Raw genomic sequence first — 16,561 nt, 5'->3', positions numbered from 1 at the left:
GGTCGGGGGATCGGCGGTGGTGCTCGGGAACCTGCTGCCCGGAACGGCAGGCGGCCCGGCAAGGAGCCCGGGCCGCCGTGTGGAGCGCCTCAGGGGCGCTCCGTCTGCCGTTATGGGGGTTCAGCCGCATTCGAGGCAGTGCTCGTAGTGCCGTGTGAGCGCTTTGGCCATGCGCTGCTTGGTGCCGAGCGCGGTCCGGGCGCTGGCCTTCGCCGGGGCGGTGCCCTGGTGGCGGGTGGCGTGGTTGCCGAGGTAGCGGATGTCCCGCTCGAAGTCGGCGCGGATGCGGCTGAAGCGGGGGCAGGTCTTCATCGGTGGCTCCTCGTCTTGGTGTTGTCGTCGCGCAGTCGGGCGAGGATTGGGGTGAGGCGGTCGTTGCGGATGGGGATCTGCTGGGCGCGCATGATCGCTCGCAGTTGCACGCGGGTGACCGCTTCGTTGCCGTCCCGTTCAAGCGCGGTCCGCACGTGGGGACGCAGCCGATCGACGATCTCGTCCTCGGTGAGGCGGGGACGGGACCGCGGTCCCCGTCCGGTGCGGGACCCGTCCGGTACGCGGTTCCCCGTCCCCCGCTTCGGTTTGGGGACCGGTCCCCGGCGCGGGTTCGCCGGCGGGTCCTCGGGGTCGGCGTTGCCCCGGTCCCCGTCACGGTCCCCGGCCTTGTCCTGGTCCCCGTCCGGTGCGGGGTGGGGACGGGGACCGTCCGTCTCGGTCCCGGGGACCGTCCCCTGACGGTCCCCGGTCCCCGGGATCGAGGAGGTGCGGTCGTGGCGGGGGCGGTCCCCGCTGATGCCGTTGTTCCGCACCGTTGCGGGCGCGTGCCCCGGCCGGTCCCCGCTGGTGGACTTGATGTTGGGGACCGGGTTGGGGACCGTGCGGGGCTCGTTGCTGGTCCCCGCAGGGGTGACGGTCCCGGGACGGTCCCCGTGCTGGGGACCGTCGGTCCCCTCAGGACGGTCCCCGGGCGGGACGGGGACCGTGTGGGGACCGGGGTTCGGTGTGGGGACCGTGCCTGGCCGGTCCCGGTTCTGGCGGTCCCCGGTCCCCGGGCCGGGGACGGTCCCCGTTGCCTTCGGCGTATCGGCGCCAGCGGGGACCGGTTGGGGACCGTGCCTGTGCTCGGGGACCGTGCTCGTCCGGTCCCCACCCGGACGTGCCTCCGCGCGATGGTCCCCGCCGGCGGGGACCGCGGTCCCGTTGCCGTCCCCTGACTGGGCGGAGGGCTGGTCCCCACTGGTTGTCCGGACGGCCATCTCCCCCCCGGGGACGTCCTCCGTGGGGAGCGGAGCTTCGTCTGCGGGTGCGGCGACGTGCTGGTGAATCTGTCGCATCAGCACGCCGAAGGCCAGCAGGGCGGCGGTGGGCGGGACCGCGGCGACCACGTAGTCCAGCACGGGGACCGGGTCGGTGCCGGTCCCGCTGACGCCGGCGACGTTGAGCACGATCGAGCCGACCGATCCGATGGCGGTGAGAGCCACAGCCCACCAGTCGGTGACCTTGCGCAGCCCCGCCCGCAGCATCAGCAGTTCACCGATGACGATGAAGGCATCCAAGGTTCCCGGCCAGGCCCACTGGCGCTCGGGCGAGTTGGCCAGGCCGTGCTGGCCGGCGACCTCGGCCAGGTGCGCGTAACTCAACCAGAAGGCGGCGGCGGTGAGCGCCGCGATGACGGCTCCGGCGGCGGCGAGCGTGAACCGCTCGGCGGACTCGGTGCTCTTCGTTGCCCTGGAGCCCGTGCCGGGGGTGCTCATACTGCCGTCCGGAGATTGTTGATCAGGGCCTGGGTCTGCACGTGGCGAGCCACCGGCCTCGGCTTCTGCGCCAGGACCTTGCCCCGTCTGTCCTTGCGGGGAAGGCTGCGGTCGCGCTCGGGGCCGTCACCGTCGTGGGCTTGGCCGGAGCGTGGGGGCTGCTGCCCGTCGAGGGCGGCCTGCCGGGCGGTCTCGGTCGGATTGGGATCCGAGGCGAGGTTGTGGAGGTCGCGGTTTTCGATGGCGCGGGCTTCCACCCGGAGCAGGTCACGGGCCCACTCGACACCGATCTGGAGGGTGTGGGCGAGGCGGTTCGGGCTCCAGCCCTGGGCGCTCGCGTAGCGGGTGAGTGTCCTGCGCTCCAGTCGGCTCAGCTGGACGTCCCGGCCCTCGATCGCGGCCTTCACCCGGCTGTAGTCCAGCCGGTTCTCGACCTGGTCATGCCAGGTCAGGCGTTCGCTCTCCGTCAGGCCGCCCCAGACGCCCTCCTTGACCTCGTTGTCCAGGGCGTAGCCGAAGCATTCGCGGCGGACCGGGCACCAGCTGCAGATCTCCTTCGCCTCCGCAATGGCGTAGTCGTCGTTGGGCGTGTGGAAGAACAGCTCGTCCGCGGTGGAAGGGTCGACTCCGTTGCAGGCGGCTCGGGCGTGCCAGCTGATATCGGCGACGCCGTGGAGGTCTGTGGGAGGGGTGTTGGTGGTGATGTAGCGCATGGGGATGTTCTCCGGGTACGCCTCATGGGCCAGCGGGCGGGCAGCGCGGCACACCAGCGGTGAAGCGGTGTGGGTGCGGTTCGGCGGCGAGGCAGGGCAGGGGGAGCGGCTACGAGGCCGCACCGAAAGGGAGAGGGAGGAGAAGGGGCCGGTCAGGCGCGCTGGAAGCGGCGGTCCGGGCCGTCGAACTCGACGGGGGTGCACATCCCAGACAGCCGGGAGAGGATCCGGTCGCCCACCTTGTCGCGCAGCACCGGCTGCCGCGGGTCCGTACGCTCGGTGCGGATCGGCGCCAGGTTGGTGGTGACCAGCGTCGGGAGGTGATTCTCACCGCGCCAGGCCAGCAGCCGGAAGGTGATCTCCTCGTTCCACTCGCTCGACTTGCCGGCGCCGAGGTCGTCCAGGAGCAGCAGCGGCACCCGGGCGATATCGCGCAGCAGCCACTCGACGTCCACGCCGCTGCGCTGGCGCATCTGCCCGAAGAGGTCGACGGCCTTGACGGCGTGCCAGCGGACCGCGCACCCGGCGGCGGTGAGCGAGCGGATCGCTCCGTACGCCTGACGGGTCTTGCCCGCACCGGTGTTGCCCCACAGCAGCAGCGAAGGCCCGCGGGCGATCACCCGGCGCCCGCCACTGCCCCAGTGAGGGTTGTGGTCATCGGTGTGCGGCGCGGTCGCCGCCCCGGCGATGGTCCGCACCCAGGCCATGACCGCCGGGTGATCGGCGAACGCGTCCCGGTAGTCGTACGGGATGCGCCGCTGGGCTGCCTCCAGGGCCGGGATCGGCTCCGGAGTGTCCGCCAGGACCGGGGCGGCCGGGTCGATGCCGCGGGCAGCGAGGCGGGCAGCGAGGCGGGCCTGCAGGCGGTCGGAGACGGCGGGCTGCGGGTCGGCGAGACGGGCGCGGGTCACAGGCTGCCTCCGAACGTAGTGGGCGCGGGCGCCGGGTTGAAGTAGGGCGTGTAGGCAGACCCAGCGCTGGCCCATGGCCCCGCGCCGGAGGCGGACGACGGCGGACCGCCTGCGTGCTGCGGTGAGGCGTTGACGACCTGGTTCACCAGACTGGGCAGCACGCTCGGATGCAGGCCCTTGTCCCGCAGCAGGTCCATGGCGGCGCGGATGTCGCTGGGCGCGAAGTCCTCGTCGAGGAGCATCTTGATCTTCCGGCCCAGCAGCCCGCGCGTGTCGCTCGGAGGCTTCTGCCTGCAGCCCTTCACGTACTCGGCCACCAGGTCCTTGGCGGACACCTTCTCCGAGACGCCGCCAGACGCTGGCGCCTGGCGCCCCGTAGGTACAGATCCAGGATCCAAGATCCTAGATCCAGACAACGAGCCCTCGCGCATTTGTGTCGAGCCCTCATCGAAAGCCTTCTGACCTGCGGTTTCTCCAGGCAGGTCGGAAAGCGGCTCCTGGAGGACCTTCGAAGCGGATCGCGGGGCCGTACCGAAGCCGACGGGCGCGGGGTCCGGCTTCGCCGCAGGCGCAGAATCGGGCGAAACCGGCTGATCGAGTACTCGACGAGTACTCGTCGAATCCTGCGAGGCGCAACCGCCAAGCCCGGCTGCCGTGGTCGGCGCCGACGCCTTGGCAGGGGCGGGGGAGGGGGAGGCGGGGCAGGCCGCGCTACCGCACTCGCTGCACATGCGCTGAGCCTGGTGCACGGGGCACCGCGGCATGCGCGACGCGGAGGGCCGGTCGATCTTCTGGTGCTTCTCCCACTTCACGACGTGCAAGTAGTCCTTGTCGTCGCACCCGGTGTAGCGGCAGATGATGCCGACGGCGGCCAGCTGGTCGAGGTCCCTGGCCACATGGGCAGGGGTGTGCTCAATACGCAGCGGCCACACGAATCCGGCGATGATCGCGGGGTGGGCGAGGAACCGTCCGCTGTCATCGGCCTGGGTGAGCAGTCCCTGGAAGGTCACCATCGCGGTGATGTCGCACGCAGCGAGGTCCTCCGACCAGAACATTTCAGGCTTGATCGTGCGGATGCGGGCCATCAGGCGTCACCCCCCTGATCGCGGGTTGCGGGGGCGGCCGTAGGCTCCGGTCTTTTGCGCGGGGCGGTCGCCATGCGACACTCTCCTCTGGTGTGACCCGCCGTACCGGTGTGCCCGTGAGAAGGTCCGGTTTGGCGATGTTGGGTGGCTGTCCGCTCATTCGTGGGCGGTTGTGCTGCCAGAAGCGTCCGGCGTCTGAGAGTTCCCGCTCTCGGGCGCCGTCGCTTTTTCCGGGCTCAGCCAGCCCGTAAGGTCCATCCGCTGCGCATCCAGTCCCCCCTCCGGGTCCTCCGCCGGGCCTGGTGACCGGCGGGCGACGACGAACATACGTAGAACCTGCCGGAATACCTAGACATTGCTCTAGAACTCCTCACAGGTCACGACATGCATCGTGACCAGCGCCGATCCCTCGGGTGACAAGACAGTCACGAGGGCTAGGCGACCTGGCCGGCGGCCGGTACCGTTCGTCGAGTCGAAGTTATCTGCGTTCGGCGAACCACACAAGTGGCTAAAACTAGGTTTCCTGAATACAGTGAACCCGGACAGGGCGGAAGGGAGGAGGGGCATGCCGGCACGTATCTTCGATGGACAGCGTGTACGCGCGCTCCGTCGCTCCGCCGAACTGACGCAGGAGGCCGTGGCTACCGCCGTGGGAGTCCACGCGACCAGCGTGACCGCGTGGGAGCGGGGCACGAGCCACCCCGATCCGGAGAGGCTTCCGGCTCTCGCCCGCGCGCTGGGACAGTCGCTCGGCGAGCTGTTCCCGCGCGACGGTCTGCCCACCCTGGCCGATCTACGTGCCGATGCCGGCTTCTTCCAGAACGAGGTTCCGGAGTTCCTGGGGACCAAGTCCGCCGGCCCCGTCGCGAATGCGGAGCGGGCCAAGCGGCGGCTCTCGGGTGTCTATGTCGAGCCGCTGGCCAAGGCGTACGGCGTGAGCGTCGAGCAGCTGATGGCAGCCCAGGAACGCTCGTTCGGTGTGGAGGTGCCCGAGCCTCACCCCGAAGTGCCCACGAGCCTTGCCGACAAGATGCGCTATCTGCTGGACAACCCCGGCGACGACCAAGTGCCGCCCTCGGATGCTGACATCGCCCGCACGGTGAACGAGTACGTCGGTGCGCGGGTGATCTCCGCGGGCGGTGTGGCGGACCTGCGCACGGGCGAGGTGACCGAGGCGTCTCCGCCTGTCCTGGAGGGTCTCAGCGCTGCGTTCGGTGTCAGCGCCCTCTTCTTCCGCAGCCGCGACGTGGTCAAGCAGCAGGTGGCCGAGGGGCTGACGCTCCTCGCGCACGTGAAGTCCGGCAGCATTCGAGGCCTGAAAGGCCGACAGATGGGGCCCGAGGGGCTGCCCACCGAGGTCATGGCCATGATCAATGAAATGGTCGCGGAAATTGAAGAGCGGGGCCTGCCCGGCGCCTAGTGGCGCCGGGCGGAGCCCCGCTCGTTCGTGTGCCCGGTTACGCGGCTTGGTGCTGGCGGCCGTTGGCGAACACGGCGCGCACCGCACCGAGTGCGGCCAGGTCTTCGAGCGGGTTGCCGTCGACCACGAGGAGGTCGGCGGTGTAGCCGGGTGCGACGCGGCCGGTCTGCTTGCCGACTCCGAGCGCTGCGGCGGCGTCGGTGGTGGCCATGGCCAGGATTCGGTCGCGGGAGACACCGAGGTGCTCGTAGAAGCCGAGGGCTCCGACGATCCCGTCGAACCCGGCGCGCTGGACACCGGCGTCGGTGCCGGCGATCAGCCGGGCCCCGGCCTCGGCCATCTGCCGTACGAGCGCGAACATGGCCGCTGCCTTCTCCTCGCCGAAGAAGCGCGGGAGCATCCGCCAGTGCGGGCTGACGGCCGGGCATACGTAGATGCCCTTCTCGATGATCTGCGCCAGGACGTCCTCGCGGAGGTCGAAGCCGTCCTCGGTCATCCAGGTGCAGTGCTCGATGGTGTCGACGCCGGCGGTCACCGCGTCGGCGATGGCGTCGGTGCCGTGCGCATGGGCGGCGACCTTGAGGCCGGCTCGGTGGGCCTCCTCCACGACGACCGCGAGTTCTTCCGCGCCGAATTGGCTCTTCCAGCTGGGCGCTCCGCCCTTGGTGAGTCCGCCGCCGCCGGCCATTACCTTGACGACCTTGGCTCCGGCGGCCACGTTGCGCTGGACCAGGGCGCGGGCTTCTTCGGCATCGGAGACTTCGCCGCCGAGGAACCAGCAGTGGCCGCCGGGCGGGGTGATGGGTGCTCCGGCTCCGATGATGCGGGGGCCTGCCGAGTTGCCAGCGGCGATCTCCTGGGCGAGGCGCAGGGCGAGGCCGCTCCGGTCGCCGAGGTCGCGGGCCGTGGTGACGCCGGTGGCCAGCAGCTGGTCGGCGCGCTTGCGCATGCCCTCCAGCAGGTCCTGGTCGCTGGCTTCCTGCATGGTGGCGACGGGATCGGCGCCGGCGTCGAAGACGAGGTGGACGTGGGCGTCGATCAAGCCGGGCAGCAGGGTGGAGTCCGGGAAATCGTGCCGCAGCTCACCGCTGCCGGCCTGTGCTTCGATGTCTGCCCGCGGTCCGACGGCCGTGATGATGCCGTCCCGTACGAGCGCGGCTCCGTCGGCTACTTCGGCGTCTCCGGTCAGGATGCGGCCGGCTGTGATCAGCATCGGGGTGTCTCTTTCCATGAGGGATGGTCAGGCGGCGCGAAGTGCGTCGGAGAGGGCGAAGAGGTGAGCGGCGTCAGCGCCGCGGCTGTCGGTCCGGGGCACGGCCAGTGGGATCACCGGCTGGGCTTCCTCGAGCGTGTGGACGCCTGCAGCGGCTGCCGTACGGAGACGGTCGGCCAAGACGTTGGCGTCCATGGACATCAGCTCCTCGGGGGTCAGGTCGCCCATGAGCGGGCTGATGCGGACCAGCCCGTCCCGACACTCGACCACGCGGCGGTGGTAGAGGCGGTGCACGCCACGCACACCCCACCGTTCGAGCAGCGTCGACCGCGAGGCGAGGACCGTCTCGGGGAACCGGGCGGAGAGCAGAGTCCACAGCGCATCCAGCCGGTGGTACCCGCGCCGGTGCTGCCTCCACACCTGGAGGGCCGAGAGGCGGCTGCGGGCACCGGAGTAGGAGACCCCTACGACGAAGAGGAGGATGGAGACGACCAGCAGCATCGCCACCGAGGCCATCAGGCCCTTCGGTACGGTGCCGCCCTGCCAGCGGGTCGCGACGAAGACCGCGCGGACCGCGCAGGCCGCGGCCATGGCCAGCAGCCCGACCGCCGTGATCCACAGCCCTGTGGAATGCGGGCGCGGAGAGAGCCGGGCATAGCGAACGGTCCAGACGCCCGCCGCGCCCAGCGCGTACGTGAGATACAGGCCGGCAATGCCGTAGAAGGCGGCGAGCTGGGTGATGGTCATGTCCGCTGACGAGAAGCTGCCGGCGAAGGTCTCGTGCGGCACGGTCGTGGCCGCGGCGACGAGGACCACCGCGACACCGAGGACAACGACGGCCTCCCGGCGTGCTCGCCGCCTGCTGGTCACCCGATCGGCCGACGAGTACAGGTAGAAGCACATCAGGAAGTACACCGTGCCGAGTAGCAGCAAGTTCTGTACGAGCTTGGCCGCGCCGTGGCCGGCGACGGTGTCCACGCCGCTCGCTCCTCCTGGCATGGCCACCGGGTAGGAGAGGGCGGCGCACACCAGGCAGAGCGTCACAGACCGAAGGGCTCCGTCGCGGGGGGCCTTCGTGAGCTGGTACACCTTCCACGCCACGGCAGTGGCGAGGACGAGAAGGAAGAGGACGGTCATCACAGCCACCCCTGCCGGTCACCCAGAGCCAGATTGACGCGCCGTACGGAGGGATCGGCAGCGGGCGGTGGCCCTACTTGCTCCAGGACGGAGGCCCACTCCATGATGATCGTGGCAGCCTTTTCCACCCGGCACTCCTCCGTGTCGTCGTAAGAACACCGCTGGAAGAGCTGATGCCCGTCGTCCGCTTCGCTGCCCGATACGAGCGACTCCCAGGGCGTTGCCTCCGCGCCATCGGCCTTCAGATGGCACAGCTCGTGCAGGACGATGTGGTCCTGGTGGAGCTTCGTGGTGCGTTCCTGAACGACGATGATGTCGGCGAGCTTGTGATCGATCCAGAAGCCCAGCGGTCCGGGCATCGGCAGCGCTCTCTGCTGCACCACGATGGGACGGCCGCGCTGAGCTGCGAGCGCCATCCGGAGCTCGTCCACGCTCAGGGGAGGCTGGATGCCGAGCTCCTGCAGCTCCCGCCGTACGCGCCTGCGCAGTTGGCGGTCTGTCAGTCGGTCAGCACGCCCTCGCGGACGCGATGTATCCAGTCGGAGGAGAGGCCAGGCACGTGCCGGGCGATCAGATCTGCTGTGGGGAAGCGCTGTTTCCCCGGTTCGCCACCACATAGGTCCCTCGTCGGTCGGCGTGCCGGCCGCCGTGCCCTGCGAAGGCGGAGGCCGGTCACTACCCAAATCGTGCGTATTTCGATAGGCGGGCCGGATGCCACGGCGGTGGGGGTGCGGCTCGGTATCGTCCTGCTGTGTAGAGGGGAGGGGTGCGGCTAGTCGACCGCGCGCCCTTGATGCCCTCCAAGCGGAGCCGTTCGTGGTGATCCTCTAACGGCTTTGAGGGCGGGTCACTTCCGCGCCTGTCAGGGAGAGGTGCGATGCACGGGTCCCATGGGGTTGCGGGTTGGCCGGGGGCGCGGGGCGCCCCTGAACCTGTGGTTCCGCTTGCTTGATCGAACCGTACGCCATGCGGCGGCCGTGGAAATCTTCGAGTCCGCTATCGCGGCGACGCTGCAAAATCAAAGCAAGATCAAGACGGCTCGCTGTGATCAAGTTTCAAGGTGGCATGGATTGCCACACATGCCCCCTGACCTGCCCGAATGATCCTGAAGCCTTGTCAGGTACGCGAGGAATTCATTCCGTTGCGGGCGTTATGAATCTGAAATGAAAGGGGTTGGCGGGGTGCGCTCAAAACGACATTTTTCGGGCACCGGGGAGGACGTCGATTAGTGATCTTGGATCGCGTGACATAACTCGCAGTGATCTGAATGCGGAAGTGAATTAACCTGGCGGCATGGCTACCGCGATCAACAAGACCGATGCTTTCGTGGACTTCTGGTCCGAGTACCACCTCGCCACGCTGACGACATTGCGTCCGGATGGAACTCCACACGTTGTGCCAGTCGGTGTGACGTACGACCATGGAGCGGGTGTCGCACGCGTCATTACGCGAAAGAGCAGCGTGAAGGTCACCAACATTCTGTCCGCGCTTCCAGGTGAGGCGCGCGTTGCTGTGTCGCAGGTCGCAGGCCCAAGGTGGCTGACAATCGAGGGAGTTGCGGAAGTCCGAACCGCGGAAGAAGAAGTCTCCAGTGCGGTGAACAGTTACGCGGATCGCTATGGACGACGGCCCGCGCCGGACCCCGAGCGGGTCGTCCTGGAGATAACCCCGGTGCGCACCATGGGTAGGGTTGAGTTGCCCGCCCGCTCCTAGCCCGGTTGGGGCGCGAGCTTCCTATCGCTGGGTGGAATTGCTTTTCAAGTGCTGGGATAGTAGGCCGTCTGGATTCCCGAGTGGGTTCAATTCGTCGGCTGCTTAAGGTCGCTTCCGTGCTGGCGCCATTCTGTGATGGCGGGCACCCGGGAGGTCCACTTCCTCATACCCCCATCTTCTGACGGTACTTGCGTCCCGAATTGATCCATGAGCGATGTGGTCCACGAAATGGCTAGCGTCTACCTCTTCACGCGGCCTGGCTTGATCCGGCGGATGTGCGTGATCGAACATCCGTGCCTTGGCGGTGAACTCTCGCCCGTCGGACACGCTGAGGACGGCGAAGCCCGTGGCAGGCGCGGGACCGGGCTTGTTACCGCTCGTCAAGGTGAATGGGGCGGGAGGGCGGCCGTCCCGCGGACTGCAAGCCGCGAAAGAGACCCGCGCGGCGTTGCGGGACGAGCACGTCCACCATGGCTGCCCGCTGCGGCGCAGGACGGACGACCGCTCGCATCCAGCCAGGGCCGGCCCGGGACCGTGAGAGGGATGGCTGTGGATCTGGCCGTGCCGTACGGTCCAGGGCGTGGCGAGGACATTGCGGTTGGCGGTCGCGCAGAGCACTGTGCCGGAAGACCCAACGGAGCCCAGTGCGCTGCGGGTGGCTGGGCAGGAGATCCGGGACCTGATGGCCGAGGCTGCCCGGGCGGGCGCGAGATTGGTGCAGTTCCCAGAGGGCGCGATCGTCTACCCGAGCAAGCACGTGATGGCGTCGGGGCCTGCCGGCGAGCTGGTTCCGGCCGACTGGAGCCATGCCGCGTGGGATGTGCTGCGCGAGGAAGCGAAGTCGATCGCCGAGCTGGCAGGGGAGCTCGGCCTGTGGACGGTGTTCGGATCGATTCACCCGCTGACGCCCCCAAACCGGCCGCACAACAGCCTCTACATCGTCTCCGACCGTGGCCGCCTCGTCGCACGGTACGACAAGCGCTTCCTGTCGCACACCGAGGTCTCCTTCCTCTACGCCCCCGGACGGGAACCGCTCGTTTTCGAAGTGGACGGCATCCGCATCGGCTGCGCGCTCTGCGTCGAGGCCAACTTCCCGGAGCTCTTCGCCGAGTACGAACGACTGGACGTCGACTGCGTCCTGCTGTCGGTGATGGTTGACGACGGTCCCCGAGCCCGAGTCGCGCAGGCGTACGGGACGCTCTACAACTACTGGCTGGGCTACTCCGTTCCCGCGCAGTTCAGCGCAACGGCGCCGTCCGGGATCGTAGGGCCCGGTGGGCGATGGCTGGCGCGCTGTCCCGCAGACGGCCGTCCGGCCCTGGCTATCGCGGAGATTGACCTCGACTCGAAGGATCCAGACGTCGACGTCGCGGTTCGCTACGCACGCCCCTGGCGCCGCGCAGCTCGCGCCGGGCTCTACGACGGGCGGCACCCCGTCGGCGACCCCCGCAGCGAAACCGGCACGGCGTTCTGATCACTGAATTGTGCCGCGACTACGACGCGTGAACTTGCTGCTGGGGTCGCTCCGAGCTCCAGCTCGGAGAGAACACGCGCCGTGCCCCTGCACGTCACTAGGGTCCTCCAGGTCAGTCGTCCCCGACGGTGATGTCGAGTTCGTTCACGAGGGCCTCGGCGAGGTGGGCCTGCTGGCCGGGGTCGATGCGGACCTTCGCCAGGTGGGCGACGCCGCGGATCTGGGAGAGGTCGTTCTCGCGTAGGTCGGTGTCCCGGTAGCGGCCGGCGCCGAACTCGGTGAGCCTGAGCTGGCAGTCGGAGAACACGACGTCGGACAGGTCGCAGTCGGTGAACGTGGCCTCGGTGAGGACGCAACCGATGAAGGCGACGGGGCCGGTGGCGCGGACCTTGTCGAAGGTGGCGTAGTCGAACTTGCAGCCCTCGAACAGGACGTCGTCGAGGACCAGGCCGTCCAGGGCGGCACCCATTAGCTTGGTGTCGCGGACGTGGACTCGGGTCAGTTTGCTCTCGGCCCAGCGTGCTGAGCCGAGGTCGCTGCTGGTGATCTCCACGCCGTGGAGGTTGACCGACTCCAGCTCGGTGCGCTGCGCGTGGATGCCGGTGATCCGGCCGCTGATGAGCTGGGTTTCCGCGAGGTCGAGGGAGCGCAGGTCGGCGTTGCCGTACGCGAAGTCCTGGACGCTGCCGCGGGTGCTGTCGAGGCTATCGACGTTACTCAGGTAGAGGCCGGGCTCATCCAGGTCAGGCAGGGCGATGGTCGTGAGGCCGAAGGTGCGGATAGCCATCATGCTCCTTGTGTGGGGGCGGGCGGCCGGGAGCTCCTGGCGGGACCGCCCCGATGCGTGGTGGGCTACTGCTCTTGCTCCCGTCGCCCCACGTCGGCCGATTGTGGAAGGCCGGGATGGTGTCGGAGGGCTGGTGGTGGGGGCCGCATAGCTTGCCCGGCCCCCACCACCAGCGACCGAGCGGGCGCAGACGTCCAGGCAGGCGACCAGGTTCAGGTTACGTACCTAGACCAGGGTGCCGCCGGCTACCCAGGACCCAGCGCGATGGGCGCTGGGGAGGATCTCGACGGTATTCCCCAGCACTGTGCCCCCGCATGCAACCAGGCTCAAGCCGGTATCAGCTGTGGGTACTGGGCGGTGAGGCGTGCGGTCTCGTCGTCTCGGAAGGCCTGGATCTCCCTGGCGCGCCGGCTCATCGCGAACTCGCCGATAGGTACGCAGATGTCCATGCGTCGGATGCAGACGCCGATCATGTACGGGCCGTCCTGGGCCCGGTACATACGGACTCCGTAGTACCCCTCGGCGCAGTCGGTGGCGTTGTTGAAGCGGCATCCGGAGCAGGTCTCGGGAAGCCGGACCGGGCGGATGTTCTTGGCGTAGACGGTCCGGCCGCCGGGTAGCTGGTACCGGGTCCGCTCGTCGGAGGTGCCGGCGGTGATGATGTGGCGGACGGGTACCGCGTCGAGGATGGCCAGGGCCTCCCTGATGGCCGTCCGGGAGTGGTCCTCGGTCTCCAGGTTGACCAGGAAGCGTATGGTCACGTCGCGGCCGTACTCCTCGACGATGCGCAGGGCGCGGGGGATCTGGGTGGAGTCGCTGACGACGAGGTTCGCGGAGACCTTGATGCCGCTGCGGAGTCCGGTCTCGATCGTTGCCGCCAGGGCAGCGATCTTCGCCTCCGCGAGACCGACCGAGGCGAAGCGCGGGGCCTGCACAGCAGCGAGTTCCACCGCGGTGGTCCCGAAGACCGAGAGGTTGACGCGGTCCAGGCCGGCTCCCGCGCACTCCTCCAGGACGGCGGCGCCGTTCTCGCCGTTGGAGGTCAGGCCCACGGTGAACCCCATGTCCCGGACCTGTTGGACCAGGGCGGGCAGGCGGGGATGGAGGGTCGGTTCGCCGCCCGTGAAGTGGATCTCCCGGGTGGTGATGCTGCCGCGGAGCGCGGCCAGCGCGAGAGCGAACTCGGGGCCGGGCTCGATGCGGGCGGAGAGGAACTGCGCTCCGTTGGTGGCGATGTAGATCGAGACCCGGCCGGTCCTGCCGGCCGTTCCGGTGTACTGCCCGGGTTCGACGTTCCGGTTGTCGGCGGTGACGGCGGTTCCCTCGTTGTGGCAGAACGTGCAGGCCAGCCCGCATTCGTCGGTGATCTTGACGCGGCCGGTCTCGTCGGGGCGTATTTCGACGGGCACCTTGTGCATGAGCATGTCGCGACCTTCCTTCCGCGCGGCCGGATGGCTCCCGGCCGCACAGCTCAAGGGGGTGGTGCGCTGGGTCAGGCGGGGAAACGGAGGTCGGCCACCGCCTCCAGGTCGATGCCGTACCGGCGGTAGACGGCGGTCGTGTTCTCGGCGGTGAGGCTGGTGCGGTCCAGGCCGAGTCGGTCGGCCATGGCCCACACCTCGGCCTCGGTGTCCGCCTCGATCTCCAGGTACGGGGGGATCAGGGGCCAGTGGTCGAGTTCGAGTCGGACGCCGTCGAGGAGCCAGGAGGAGCGCCGGTTCTCCTGGTAGGAGCGGGCGATCAGGCCGCTGGCGGTGAGGGCGGCGTGGGCGAGACCGAAGTCGGCAACACCAACCTCGGTCTCACGGGTGCCGTCCACCTGATCGGAGTGGATCTCCTTCACGCACAAGGTGACCTCGGTGCCGGTGTCCCGCAGGCGGACCCACTTGCCCACGACGGCCGGCACCGTGTCGTAGACGTAGCGGCGCATGCGCCGGTCGGTGATATGGGTGCCCCCCGCCTTCTCGATGCGGGCGGCGATGTCGGCGGGAACGATCCCCAGCGCCTTGACTTCGAACTCGGTTACAGCCGTGGTCATTTACTGTCCTCTCGGTGGGTCGGGTCGTGCCGGGCGCCATCCGGCAGCGGACTACCGGTCGGCTGCCGGGGGATGCGGGTGGCCGCGTTCTCGAGATCGGCGATCCGCTGCGCGATGTCGCCGGCCCGGGCGGAGCCGATGTCGACGGGGGTGAGGTCGAAGCCGTCGTAGACGGCTTGGGTCAGATGCAGGTTGGCCTCCTCGAGCCGGGACCAGTACCCGGTGCGGTCGGCCCGGCCGCGCGCGGCCATGCGTGCGAGGCGGGTGGCCGGCTCGACCCGTAGGAAGTACGTGGCGTGTGGGACCAGGGCGGTCTGCCAGTCCACTGCGGGAAGGTGCCGGGCGCCGGTTGCGGCGTGGGTGGCGAGGGTCCGGTGGAAGTAGCTTTCGGTCACCACGCTGCGGCCCGATTCGAGGATCTGCCGGGCCCGGTCCGAGCGCGCGTAGTTCTCGGACATCCACAGGTGGAGGCGGGCGTTCACGTTCGTCGTGGTGTCGGTGTGCCGGCGCAGGACGTCGAATCCGGGGCCCTCCGGCGCGATGAACTCCGCGCCGAGCAACTCGGCGAGGACCGGGGCCACGGTGCTCTTCCCCGAGGCCCGCAGGCCGTCGACGACGACGAACCTGGGCGGCCTCGGTCCCGCGGAGATGGCATGCCGGTGCTGAGGGTCCGTATGCATGTGCGGCTCCTTCTCGCGTCGGCGCACGTCCTGGCGCGGTCGAAGGCGGGGGTGAGCCTGTGGCCGGCGAGGCCGGTGCGGGCTCGATGGTCGCCGAGCGTGTCGCTATAGACCTGGTTTGGTGGGGTTGGCGACATGGATGAGGTGGCGAAGTGCCTGGTAGTAGACCTCGTGGTCGACTACGGCGGAGACGATGACGGCGAGGTGGCCGGTAAGGACGGGGAACTCTTCGGGGTCGAGCGCGGCCAGCGCGGTTCGCGTGGCGGCCTGGGCGCCCTTCGGGTTGCGATGGTCCACGAAGCTGGCACTGCCCAAGGTCAGGAGGTACATCCGGCGGTAGCAGGAGATCGCCTCCTGCGGGGTCATGCCGGCCGCGAGGGAGGCAGCGAGCTGGGGCTCCACCAGGCGCTTGAGCAGCTGGCGGCCGAGCCAGGGCCGCGCACCGCGCAGGGCGACGAGGCCCGGGTGGTCGGTGAGGAGCTCGTAGAGCCGGCGGAAGCGGGCCTCGGTGGCGGCGGCCCAGTCGGTGCCGGCGGGGATGTCGGGCAGGCCGGCGGCGAGGTGGTCGGCGCACATGTCGAGGAGGCCGGCCATGTCGGTACACCGGCGTTGGAGGGTCGCGTGGCCGATGCCGAGCCGCGCGGCGAGGGTCCTGAAGGTCAGAGCTTCACAGCCGTCCTGATCAACCATCAACAGGGCCGTTTCGGCAATGAGTTCGGGTGTGGCCAGTTCCAGGGACACGGATTGCCTAGGCATGCGGGTCAGCGTACGGTACGTCGTATCGGTTACGGAAGGCTCATCCCTCGTTACGGAGGCGGTATGCCCCGCACGGCGCTGGACCCCCTGTTCACCCCCACGGACGCCCCAGGCGGCTTCACCGAGCGACACCTGGCCCACCTCATTGGCGCGACCGCCGCCGCCGTCACCGTCCCGCGCTTCCTCGATGAGCAGACCTGCGCCGACACCCTGGCCGCCCTGGAGCGGCTGCCCACCGCCGCCTACGACCTGGAGCGCGTACCGACCCCGATCGTCCGGTTCGGCCCGTCCCTCAACGACTACCGCACCGCCGCGGGAGGACTGGATGCCGAGCGTTACTGGCGTGACGCCGAGGCCGCGCGGGTCTCCTGGCAGAGAGCCCGACTGCGCCCCGATCCGGTCGCGTTATCGCTGGCCCGCCTCGGTACGGCCTGGGGCAGCGCGATCTCTCCCGCCACCATCGGCGGCCGGCCGGTCTTCGCCGGCACCCTGCGCGAGATCAACGAAGGCGCCCTCCTCCACTACGACGACGTACGGCGCGAGTTCCCCTGCCGCCTCTTCGACCAGGAGACCGTCGCCCAGCTCGCCTTCAACGTCTGGGCCGCCGTCCCCGAGACGGGCGGCGCCACCACGCTCTGGCGCCACCGCTGGGATCCCGCCGATGAGCAGCACCGCTACTCCTACGGCTACCGGTCCAAGACAGTCGAGCACTGCCAGCAGGTCAGCCTGCGGCCGCAGCTCGGAGGAGCGCTCCTGTTCAACCCGGCGCATTTCCACGAGGTCCAGGCGAACCCGGGCCAACGCCGGATCGCCCTCGCTTACTTCCTCGCCCTCACCACCACCGGCCAGCTCATCACCTGGTCCTAGCCCTCACCCTTCAGGA

Annotated in this window: 17 protein-coding genes; 4 read left to right on the top strand and 13 right to left on the bottom strand. The window is 69.4% G+C overall.

All coding sequences use genetic code 11. The features are described 5' to 3' along the window. Window positions 1-120: 120 nt before the first annotated feature. The 5 genes from Sspor_RS08230 to Sspor_RS08210 all read right to left on the bottom strand — a co-directional run bounded on the left by Sspor_RS08230 (window position 121) and on the right by Sspor_RS08210 (window position 4,460). Window positions 121-312, bottom strand: coding sequence for a hypothetical protein (locus Sspor_RS08230; protein WP_202198433.1), 192 nt, complete (start codon window positions 310-312; stop codon window positions 121-123). Then, window positions 309-1,751: a DUF2637 domain-containing protein gene (locus tag Sspor_RS41535; protein ID WP_373318753.1), complete on the bottom strand. Its 1,443-nt coding sequence runs from the start codon at window positions 1,749-1,751 to the stop codon at window positions 309-311. Before Sspor_RS41535 ends, Sspor_RS08230 begins: the two co-directional genes overlap by 4 nt. Then, complete coding sequence (locus tag Sspor_RS41050) at window positions 1,748-2,464, bottom strand: WhiB family transcriptional regulator (protein WP_202198432.1); 717 nt, start codon at window positions 2,462-2,464, stop codon at window positions 1,748-1,750. The genes Sspor_RS41535 and Sspor_RS41050 overlap by 4 nt, the downstream gene beginning before the upstream one ends. Window positions 2,465-2,616: 152 nt before the next feature. Further along, complete coding sequence (locus Sspor_RS08215) at window positions 2,617-3,375, bottom strand: ATP-binding protein (RefSeq protein WP_237403746.1); 759 nt, start codon at window positions 3,373-3,375, stop codon at window positions 2,617-2,619. Then, the gene (locus Sspor_RS08210) at window positions 3,372-4,460 is read right to left on the bottom strand and encodes a hypothetical protein (RefSeq protein ID WP_202198430.1); all 1,089 of its coding nucleotides are present in this window, start codon (window positions 4,458-4,460) and stop codon (window positions 3,372-3,374) included. The genes Sspor_RS08215 and Sspor_RS08210 overlap by 4 nt, the downstream gene beginning before the upstream one ends. 565 nt (window positions 4,461-5,025) lie before the next feature. Here Sspor_RS08210 and Sspor_RS08205 point away from each other — a divergent pair. Beyond that, window positions 5,026-5,880: a helix-turn-helix domain-containing protein gene (locus Sspor_RS08205; RefSeq protein ID WP_202198429.1), complete on the top strand. Its 855-nt coding sequence runs from the start codon at window positions 5,026-5,028 to the stop codon at window positions 5,878-5,880. Window positions 5,881-5,917: 37 nt separating this feature from the next. On the opposite strand, the gene Sspor_RS08200 is transcribed toward Sspor_RS08205, so the two are convergent. Genes Sspor_RS08200 through Sspor_RS08190 form a run of 3 tightly spaced genes read right to left on the bottom strand, consistent with a single transcriptional unit; the run spans window position 5,918 to window position 8,661 of the window. Then, complete coding sequence (locus tag Sspor_RS08200) at window positions 5,918-7,093, bottom strand: amidohydrolase family protein (protein WP_202198428.1); 1,176 nt, start codon at window positions 7,091-7,093, stop codon at window positions 5,918-5,920. A 27-nt stretch (window positions 7,094-7,120) separates the two neighbouring features. Continuing rightward, window positions 7,121-8,230, bottom strand: a complete 1,110-nt coding sequence (locus tag Sspor_RS08195) for an MAB_1171c family putative transporter (RefSeq protein WP_202198427.1) — start codon at window positions 8,228-8,230, stop codon at window positions 7,121-7,123. Continuing rightward, complete coding sequence (locus Sspor_RS08190) at window positions 8,230-8,661, bottom strand: hypothetical protein (RefSeq protein WP_237403745.1); 432 nt, start codon at window positions 8,659-8,661, stop codon at window positions 8,230-8,232. The genes Sspor_RS08195 and Sspor_RS08190 overlap by 1 nt, the downstream gene beginning before the upstream one ends. Window positions 8,662-9,523: 862 nt before the next feature. Here Sspor_RS08190 and Sspor_RS08185 point away from each other — a divergent pair. Beyond that, on the top strand, window positions 9,524-9,943 hold the full coding sequence (locus Sspor_RS08185; RefSeq protein ID WP_202198426.1) for a pyridoxamine 5'-phosphate oxidase family protein: 420 nt from the start codon (window positions 9,524-9,526) through the stop codon (window positions 9,941-9,943). Between the two features lie 580 nt (window positions 9,944-10,523). Continuing rightward, a complete protein-coding gene (locus tag Sspor_RS08180) occupies window positions 10,524-11,417 on the top strand; it encodes a carbon-nitrogen hydrolase family protein (RefSeq protein ID WP_202198425.1) in 894 nt (297 codons plus the stop codon). A gap of 112 nt (window positions 11,418-11,529) precedes the next feature. Here Sspor_RS08180 and Sspor_RS08175 read toward each other — a convergent pair whose 3' ends face one another. The 5 genes from Sspor_RS08175 to Sspor_RS08155 form a co-directional block, all read right to left on the bottom strand. Further along, entirely contained in the window at window positions 11,530-12,204 is a 675-nt protein-coding gene (locus tag Sspor_RS08175; RefSeq protein WP_202198424.1) for a pentapeptide repeat-containing protein, read from the bottom strand. A 326-nt stretch (window positions 12,205-12,530) separates the two neighbouring features. Continuing rightward, the gene (locus Sspor_RS08170) at window positions 12,531-13,628 is read right to left on the bottom strand and encodes a radical SAM protein (RefSeq protein ID WP_373318752.1); all 1,098 of its coding nucleotides are present in this window, start codon (window positions 13,626-13,628) and stop codon (window positions 12,531-12,533) included. A gap of 68 nt (window positions 13,629-13,696) precedes the next feature. Beyond that, on the bottom strand, window positions 13,697-14,242 hold the full coding sequence (locus tag Sspor_RS08165; RefSeq protein WP_202198423.1) for a class IV adenylate cyclase: 546 nt from the start codon (window positions 14,240-14,242) through the stop codon (window positions 13,697-13,699). Beyond that, entirely contained in the window at window positions 14,239-14,922 is a 684-nt protein-coding gene (locus tag Sspor_RS08160; protein ID WP_202198422.1) for a P-loop nucleotide/nucleoside kinase family protein, read from the bottom strand. The genes Sspor_RS08165 and Sspor_RS08160 overlap by 4 nt, the downstream gene beginning before the upstream one ends. 105 nt (window positions 14,923-15,027) lie before the next feature. Continuing rightward, window positions 15,028-15,678 carry a TetR/AcrR family transcriptional regulator C-terminal domain-containing protein gene (locus tag Sspor_RS08155; RefSeq protein WP_202198421.1) on the bottom strand — a complete coding sequence of 217 codons (651 nt, stop codon included), beginning with the start codon at window positions 15,676-15,678 and terminating at the stop codon, window positions 15,028-15,030. A 63-nt stretch (window positions 15,679-15,741) separates the two neighbouring features. Between Sspor_RS08155 and Sspor_RS41045 the strand changes: the two genes are divergently transcribed. Next, on the top strand, window positions 15,742-16,545 hold the full coding sequence (locus Sspor_RS41045) for a 2OG-Fe(II)-dependent halogenase WelO5 family protein (RefSeq protein ID WP_202198420.1): 804 nt from the start codon (window positions 15,742-15,744) through the stop codon (window positions 16,543-16,545). Window positions 16,546-16,561 lie beyond the last annotated feature (16 nt).

Source organism: Streptomyces spororaveus, assembly GCF_016755875.1.
Lineage (GTDB): Bacteria > Actinomycetota > Actinomycetes > Streptomycetales > Streptomycetaceae > Streptomyces > Streptomyces spororaveus.
This window is presented reverse-complemented; position numbering and strand designations above follow the sequence as displayed.

What these genes read in the sequence shown, in the direction of transcription:
- Sspor_RS08230 (WP_202198433.1), bottom strand. Translation starts at nt 312, where the DNA reads ATGAAGACCTGCCCCCGCTTCAGCCGCATCCGCGCCGACTTCGAGCGG.
- Sspor_RS41535 (WP_373318753.1), bottom strand. Translation starts at nt 1,751, where the DNA reads ATGAGCACCCCCGGCACGGGCTCCAGGGCAACGAAGAGCACCGAGTCC.
- Sspor_RS41050 (WP_202198432.1), bottom strand. Translation starts at nt 2,464, where the DNA reads ATGCGCTACATCACCACCAACACCCCTCCCACAGACCTCCACGGCGTC.
- Sspor_RS08210 (WP_202198430.1), bottom strand. Translation starts at nt 4,460, where the DNA reads ATGGCCCGCATCCGCACGATCAAGCCTGAAATGTTCTGGTCGGAGGAC.
- Sspor_RS08205 (WP_202198429.1), top strand. Translation starts at nt 5,026, where the DNA reads ATGCCGGCACGTATCTTCGATGGACAGCGTGTACGCGCGCTCCGTCGC.
- Sspor_RS08200 (WP_202198428.1), bottom strand. Translation starts at nt 7,093, where the DNA reads ATGCTGATCACAGCCGGCCGCATCCTGACCGGAGACGCCGAAGTAGCC.
- Sspor_RS08195 (WP_202198427.1), bottom strand. Translation starts at nt 8,230, where the DNA reads ATGACCGTCCTCTTCCTTCTCGTCCTCGCCACTGCCGTGGCGTGGAAG.
- Sspor_RS08185 (WP_202198426.1), top strand. Translation starts at nt 9,524, where the DNA reads ATGGCTACCGCGATCAACAAGACCGATGCTTTCGTGGACTTCTGGTCC.
- Sspor_RS08175 (WP_202198424.1), bottom strand. Translation starts at nt 12,204, where the DNA reads ATGGCTATCCGCACCTTCGGCCTCACGACCATCGCCCTGCCTGACCTG.
- Sspor_RS08170 (WP_373318752.1), bottom strand. Translation starts at nt 13,628, where the DNA reads ATGCTCATGCACAAGGTGCCCGTCGAAATACGCCCCGACGAGACCGGC.
- Sspor_RS08165 (WP_202198423.1), bottom strand. Translation starts at nt 14,242, where the DNA reads ATGACCACGGCTGTAACCGAGTTCGAAGTCAAGGCGCTGGGGATCGTT.
- Sspor_RS08160 (WP_202198422.1), bottom strand. Translation starts at nt 14,922, where the DNA reads ATGCATACGGACCCTCAGCACCGGCATGCCATCTCCGCGGGACCGAGG.
- Sspor_RS08155 (WP_202198421.1), bottom strand. Translation starts at nt 15,678, where the DNA reads ATGCCTAGGCAATCCGTGTCCCTGGAACTGGCCACACCCGAACTCATT.
- Sspor_RS41045 (WP_202198420.1), top strand. Translation starts at nt 15,742, where the DNA reads ATGCCCCGCACGGCGCTGGACCCCCTGTTCACCCCCACGGACGCCCCA.